Origin of the sequence: Oscillibacter acetigenes (assembly GCF_025567605.1) — a bacterium.
GTDB classification, from domain to species: domain Bacteria; phylum Bacillota; class Clostridia; order Oscillospirales; family Oscillospiraceae; genus Oscillibacter; species Oscillibacter welbionis.
The window spans coordinates 8,741-13,979 of record NZ_JAOQKG010000005.1; the positions used below are offsets into that span (position 1 = coordinate 8,741).

General features: G+C 56.9%; 9 protein-coding genes. 5 read left to right on the top strand and 4 right to left on the bottom strand.

What is annotated here, in order from left to right:
• A partial coding sequence (locus OCV80_RS10830; protein WP_267288394.1) for a nucleoside deaminase occupies positions 1–449 on the bottom strand: 449 nt, incomplete at its 3' end.
• A gap of 79 nt (positions 450–528) precedes the next feature.
• On the opposite strand from OCV80_RS10830, the gene OCV80_RS10835 reads away from it, so the two are divergent.
• Together OCV80_RS10835 and OCV80_RS10840 are read left to right on the top strand one after the other, a co-directional pair.
• A complete protein-coding gene (locus tag OCV80_RS10835) occupies positions 529–792 on the top strand; it encodes a DUF2508 family protein (protein ID WP_025544947.1) in 264 nt (87 codons plus the stop codon).
• Entirely contained in the window at positions 783–1,046 is a 264-nt protein-coding gene (locus tag OCV80_RS10840) for a pro-sigmaK processing inhibitor BofA family protein (protein ID WP_119310541.1), read from the top strand. The genes OCV80_RS10835 and OCV80_RS10840 overlap by 10 nt, the downstream gene beginning before the upstream one ends.
• Positions 1,047–1,068: 22 nt before the next feature.
• On the opposite strand, the gene OCV80_RS10845 is transcribed toward OCV80_RS10840, so the two are convergent.
• Both OCV80_RS10845 and OCV80_RS10850 read right to left on the bottom strand, forming a co-directional pair.
• A complete protein-coding gene (locus OCV80_RS10845) occupies positions 1,069–1,419 on the bottom strand; it encodes a hypothetical protein (RefSeq protein ID WP_119310540.1) in 351 nt (116 codons plus the stop codon).
• 39 nt (positions 1,420–1,458) lie between these two features.
• The gene (locus tag OCV80_RS10850) at positions 1,459–1,620 is read right to left on the bottom strand and encodes a hypothetical protein (RefSeq protein WP_267288395.1); all 162 of its coding nucleotides are present in this window, start codon (positions 1,618–1,620) and stop codon (positions 1,459–1,461) included.
• 210 nt (positions 1,621–1,830) lie between these two features.
• Here OCV80_RS10850 and rplM point away from each other — a divergent pair, with 210 nt between their 5' ends.
• Both rplM and rpsI read left to right on the top strand, forming a co-directional pair.
• Positions 1,831–2,262 (top strand): 50S ribosomal protein L13, encoded by a 432-nt coding sequence (gene rplM, locus OCV80_RS10855; protein ID WP_036630356.1) that lies wholly within the window; start codon positions 1,831–1,833, stop codon positions 2,260–2,262.
• A 15-nt stretch (positions 2,263–2,277) separates the two neighbouring features.
• Positions 2,278–2,682 (top strand): 30S ribosomal protein S9, encoded by a 405-nt coding sequence (gene rpsI / locus OCV80_RS10860; protein WP_021749304.1) that lies wholly within the window; start codon positions 2,278–2,280, stop codon positions 2,680–2,682.
• A 250-nt stretch (positions 2,683–2,932) separates the two neighbouring features.
• On the opposite strand, the gene OCV80_RS10865 is transcribed toward rpsI, so the two are convergent.
• Positions 2,933–4,096, bottom strand: coding sequence for an IS110 family RNA-guided transposase (locus tag OCV80_RS10865; protein WP_267288396.1), 1,164 nt, complete (start codon positions 4,094–4,096; stop codon positions 2,933–2,935).
• Between the two features lie 216 nt (positions 4,097–4,312).
• Between OCV80_RS10865 and OCV80_RS10870 the strand changes: the two genes are divergently transcribed.
• The coding region (locus tag OCV80_RS10870) for a putative ABC transporter permease (protein WP_267288397.1) at positions 4,313–5,239 on the top strand (927 nt) is incomplete at its 3' end.

The following is a 5,239-nucleotide window of genomic DNA, read 5'->3' on the forward strand; positions in this document are numbered from 1 at the left end:
CCCCGGAGCCCGGCAAAAAAATCCGCCAGCACCCGGCGGCAGTCCTCTCCCAGAATGCCGCCCACCAGGGCGGGCCGGTTGGGGAAGCTCTCCATAAACAGGTTGGTCACTCCGCCGCAGGCACCGAAGGCCTCGTCCCGGGCGCCGTACCAAACCCGGCGGATACGGGCATTCAGGATAGCCCCAGCGCACATGGGGCAGGGCTCCAGCGTCACGTACAGTTCGCAGTCATCCAGCCGCCAGGTGCCGAGGTGCTCGTTGGCCTGGGCAATGGCCTCCATCTCCGCATGGGAGGCGGTGGCCTGCTTCTCCTCCCGCCGGTTGCGGCCCCGGCCCACGATTTCCCCGTCCCGGACGATAACGCAGCCCACGGGCACCTCCCCCGCCGCCGCGGCCTCCGCCGCCAGCGCCAGAGCCTGGGCCATGAAGTTCTCCTGTTCTGTTGGCATGTTCTTCCTGCCTCCTTGTATGAAAGCTGGCATATTTGTCCAAACTCCCCGTAAGAATATGGATAGGAGGGACACTGCCATGAAACCTGTTTTTGCCAAGAAAGCCGCCCGCCCCGACCCGGAGCTGCTGACCCTGAAGGCCGAGCTGCTGGAGGCCCAGGGGGACCTGGCCCAGGCCTATCGCCAGTTCGACCAGGCCCTGGACCCGGAGCTGGTGGAGTCCTGCGTCTACCAGATCAGTGCCGTGAAGGCCCGGTGCAACTATCTGATCCGCGCCATCAAGGAGCGGAGTCCCGAGGCAGCGGCTGCTGCCGGGCTGGAGGGGGCGTCCACATGGACCTGAGTCAGAAGATCATCGCCGCCATCCTGGCGGGCTTCTTTCTCGTCGCTCTGATCCGGGTGTTCAGCTCCCCCTTCCGCCTGGCGCTGAAACTACTGCTGAACACCCTGTTGGGGTTTCTAGCCCTGGGGGCCGTACGGCTGACGGCGGGCCTCACCGGCATCGCCCTGGGGCTGAACCTGTGGAATGCCCTGGTGATCGCCGTCCTGGGCCTGCCGGGATTTGTGCTGCTGCTGTTGGTCCAGTGGATCTTGTAGCATTACATATTGTTTTCAAACGTCAGGGCAGTTCTTCGCCCCGGGCGTCAAAATACCGGTCCACCAGGCGCCAGCCCATGTCCCCGCCTGTAAACCGCCAGATGGTCAGGGACGGCGGGGCGGGGATGGAGACGGATTCGTCCAGGCCTGCGTCCACCCGCAGCCGGACCTCCGTCAGTTTTTCCGATTCATTCCCGATGACGTAACAGGCTTCCGTGGCCGGAATAGCCCTCATGGGCTGGGTGTAGACGCCCCGCACCGGGTACGGGCCGTACATCCACACCGGATGCCCATACGCTTCATAGTCCCCATCGACATTCTGCGGGAACCGGACGATGTAACGCTCGTCCGGTTTTCTCTCGCCCAAAAACATGGCGAAGCGGTCCGGCCCATCGTCCCCCACCGCCGGCAGTCAGATGGGGCCGGTGCCCCGGTCCGCCATCTCCCAGCGGAGATACCGGTTGATCTCCTCCGGGCTGTTGCCATAGATCGTGGGGGCATATACAGCGGCACAGAAAATCAACATCAGGCTGACCGCGCAGAAGATCCATCGCTCCCAGGCGTTTCGGCGCATAGGGTCCTCCTCCGAAAAACCAAAATAAGATGCGAGAAATCAGGAGATAATAAGAGATATCAAGAGAAATTCAGAGGTTTATCCCGGTTAAATGAATTTCCCGTTGACATTCCGCCGTCAGGGTGGTATAAATATCCTTGCTCCGATTGTAACCCGGAGCTCTTGATTTGTAAAGCAAAGCAAAGAATTTCAATATACGGAGGAAACACCATGTCCACTTTTATGGCAAACAAGGCCAACATTGAGCGTAAGTGGTACATCCTGGACGCCGCGGGCAAGCCCCTGGGCAAGACCGCTGTCCGGGCTGCCGACCTGCTGCGCGGCAAGACCAAGCCCACTTTCACCCCCAACGCCGACTGCGGTGACTATGTCATCATCATCAACGCCGGCAAGGCTGTGCTGACCGGCAAGAAGGGCACCCAGAAGATGTACCGTACCCACTCCGGCTGGATCGGCGGCCTGAAGGAGACCCCCTACCGCATCCTGATGCAGGAGCAGCCCGAGCTGGCCATGAAGGTGGCTGTCCGCGGTATGCTGCCCAAGAACACCATCGGCAAGGAATCCCTGAAGCGGCTGCACATCTATGCGGACGCCAACTACGAGCAGCAGGCTCAGAAGCCCGTCGCTCTGGACGCGGAATAAGGAGGAGTTTGAAGTATGTATCAGTCCAAGAAGCCCTATCTGTATGGCACTGGTCGCCGGAAGTCCTCTGTGGCCCGCGTCCATCTGTTCCCCAACGGCACCGGCTCCATCACCGTCAACGGCCGGAGCATTGATGAGTATTTCGGTCTGGACACCCTGAAGATGCTGGTCCGTCAGCCTCTGGAGGCCACCGGCAACACCGGCAAGATGGATGTTGTGGCCACTGTCACCGGCGGCGGCGTGTCCGGCCAGGCCGGCGCCCTGCGGCACGGTATCGCCCGCGCCCTGCTGCTGGCCAGCGAGGACAACCGTCCCATCCTGAAGAAGGCCGGTTTCCTGACCCGCGATCCTCGTATGAAGGAGCGTAAGAAGTACGGCCTCAAGGCCGCCCGTCGGGCTCCCCAGTTCTCCAAGCGCTGATTCTTCGATTGCACTTTCAAAAATCCCGCCACAGCAATGTGGCGGGATTTTTTCTTGTACTCCTGCAGCCCCTGCACAACGGAGCGGCACTTGCCTTCACGCCCTCCGTGTGCTACTATATCCCACAACGGCAAATTTCGACAGGAGACCAACTATGGAAAGTCAATAGAGAGATTCGAAAAAGTGCAGGGCAAAAAATAGGCATAGCAAAGCAGAGCTGCTTTCGCAGCCCACCTGGAACAAGAATGAATCAAGCTAAATCGAACGCGATATTGTTCGTGAGCAGCGCAAAGATGACACGGATCAGTTTATGAGCGGTATGTCCTAAAGCACAGTAATGAGACTTACCCTGTGCAATCTTGGAATTGTAGTATTGAGCAAATGTTTCATTGTTGCGGACAACGTTGTGGGAAGCATTTATCAATGCATAGCGGAGCATGGAATTTCCGCGTTTGGACATTCTGGTGCTTTTCGCACTAAAATTCCCGGATTGAACAACAGCGGGATCAAGCCCAGCATAAGCAAGGAGCTTCGCTGGTGATGAAAAACGCTGTATGTTTCCAATGCAGGAAAGAATCATTGCCCCGTTCAGATATCCGATTCCGGGAACCGTCATAATCGGAGAATCAAGGGAATCCATTATGGTGGAAATTTCACTCTCCACCTGCTTAAGCTGCGCGGAAAAGAGTTCAATTTGAGAAACAGCCTGCCGGATCTGCAAGGCTAACGCCGGATTGTCTGTACCAATGGAATTCCGGGCAAGTTCACGCAAGCGGATGGCATCTTCTTTCTTATACTTGCCTCTGGATGCTTTGCGCAAAAGGTTTGAGAGGTAAGTCAGGTGAAGGGCCCCCACCTCTGCCGGCCTGGGATGCGCTTTCAGGAGCGTATAAGAGACGTTGATATGGAGGCCAGACCGGAAAAACCGATTCAACTCCGGGAAGAGTTGATCCACAAAGCTGCCGAGCTGAATTTTACAGCGAGTTCGCATGAGAATCAGATTTTGCCTTGTTTTACACAGTCCCTTCAACTTGAGAATCTGAATATCTGATTGCTGCAATTCTGTATAGCCTTCCATCATCAGAGCCTTGGCAATCACAAAAGCATCCACTTTGTCTGTCTTGGTCTTACGGATAGCAGATTTTCGAATGGCAGCTGTTTGAAGAGGATTGATCATGGCTACATGGTATCCGTTCCCACAGAGAAAACAAATCAGGTTTTCCCCATAGTGGGCAGTGGATTCCAAGCCAACCAGCAAAGGCAGCTTTGGGAGGTTGTTCAGCTTTTCCCGCAGCAGGGTAAAACCATCGGCGCTGTTTGCAAAGGAAAATGGCATGAGGAGTACTTCTCCCTCTGACGACATGGCGGCAGCCACGTGCGAGTTTTTGGCGACATCAATGCCGAGGTAGATCATGTACGCATCACTCCTTGTATCATTTGCGACAACTGTGTTCCACAAGAATCTATCCTCGTAGCCTTGCGCGAAATGAAAGCTCTGCGGCTTATCCAACCAATCAACAATTGGGATAGAAACTGCGGCCATATACTCCAAATAATAGTCAAGCTATAGGTCTTATGAACAGTCCACAGTGTCTATCCCAATCATAACAAAAACCAGGAAAGGAGAAGTATGATTTCACTGGCTTTTGCCATGTGTATATCATACAAGGTTTTTATGCAGACAAAGGATCTATTGGATTGCAGTCAGGACGTCCTGCGTGCGGAAAAGGCGCTGGAAGTTCAGTATGAGGAGTATTACGAACAGCTGGCCGACCAGCAAAGCCTCTCTCCGGAGGAGCAAGCCGCCCTGCGCAGCGACGTGACCCGGGAGGTGGAGATGCTGGAGGATGCCTCCTCCTGCCTGCGTCAGGCCCATCAGTGGGCCTCCGACAAGGCCGACGAGCTCACCACCCGCCTGCGGGAGGGGCAGGAGAGCTCCCAGCGCAAGGGCCTCTTCCGCCGTGCCCCCGCCAACTCCGTTATCGACCTGGAGGAGGAGCAGGCGGATAGCTTTGCCTCCGGCGTCAACTTTTACAAGGTCGCTTTGATCTGCATCGCCGGCAGCTTTGCGGGCGTGGTGGTGGAGATCCTGTGGTGCCTCTTCCGCAACGGGTATATCGAAAGCCGCTCCGGCCTGGTTTACGGTCCCTTCAACCCTGTCTACGGTATCGGCGCGGTGGTGATGACCCTGGCCCTGTACCGCTATCGCAACCGCAGCTCCTCCATCTCCTTTTTCGGCGGAGCCGTGGTGGGCAGTGTCATTGAGTACCTGCTCTCCTGGGGGCAGGAGACTCTCTTCGGCTCCACTTCCTGGGATTACAGTCGGATGCCCTTCAACCTCGACGGCCGGATCTGCCTGCTCTACTCTTTGTTCTGGGGCATTCTGGGCGTCCTGTGGATCAAAAGCCTCTATCCCCGGGTCGCTCAGGTGATTTTGAAGATCCCCAACCGGTTCGGCAAGGTCCTCACCTGGGTCCTCACCATTTTCATGGTCTTCGACTGCGCCATGAGCCTGCTGGCAGTGGACCGCTGGTCCGAGCGGGTCCGCGGAGAGACC

Coding starts and splice junctions, on each gene's coding strand:
- OCV80_RS10835 (WP_025544947.1), top strand. CDS start 529: ATGAAACCTGTTTTTGCCAAGAAAGCCGCCCGCCCCGACCCGGAGCTG.
- OCV80_RS10840 (WP_119310541.1), top strand. CDS start 783: ATGGACCTGAGTCAGAAGATCATCGCCGCCATCCTGGCGGGCTTCTTT.
- OCV80_RS10845 (WP_119310540.1), bottom strand. CDS start 1,419: ATGTTTTTGGGCGAGAGAAAACCGGACGAGCGTTACATCGTCCGGTTC.
- OCV80_RS10850 (WP_267288395.1), bottom strand. CDS start 1,620: ATGCGCCGAAACGCCTGGGAGCGATGGATCTTCTGCGCGGTCAGCCTG.
- rplM (WP_036630356.1), top strand. CDS start 1,831: ATGTCCACTTTTATGGCAAACAAGGCCAACATTGAGCGTAAGTGGTAC.
- rpsI (WP_021749304.1), top strand. CDS start 2,278: ATGTATCAGTCCAAGAAGCCCTATCTGTATGGCACTGGTCGCCGGAAG.
- OCV80_RS10865 (WP_267288396.1), bottom strand. CDS start 4,096: ATGATCTACCTCGGCATTGATGTCGCCAAAAACTCGCACGTGGCTGCC.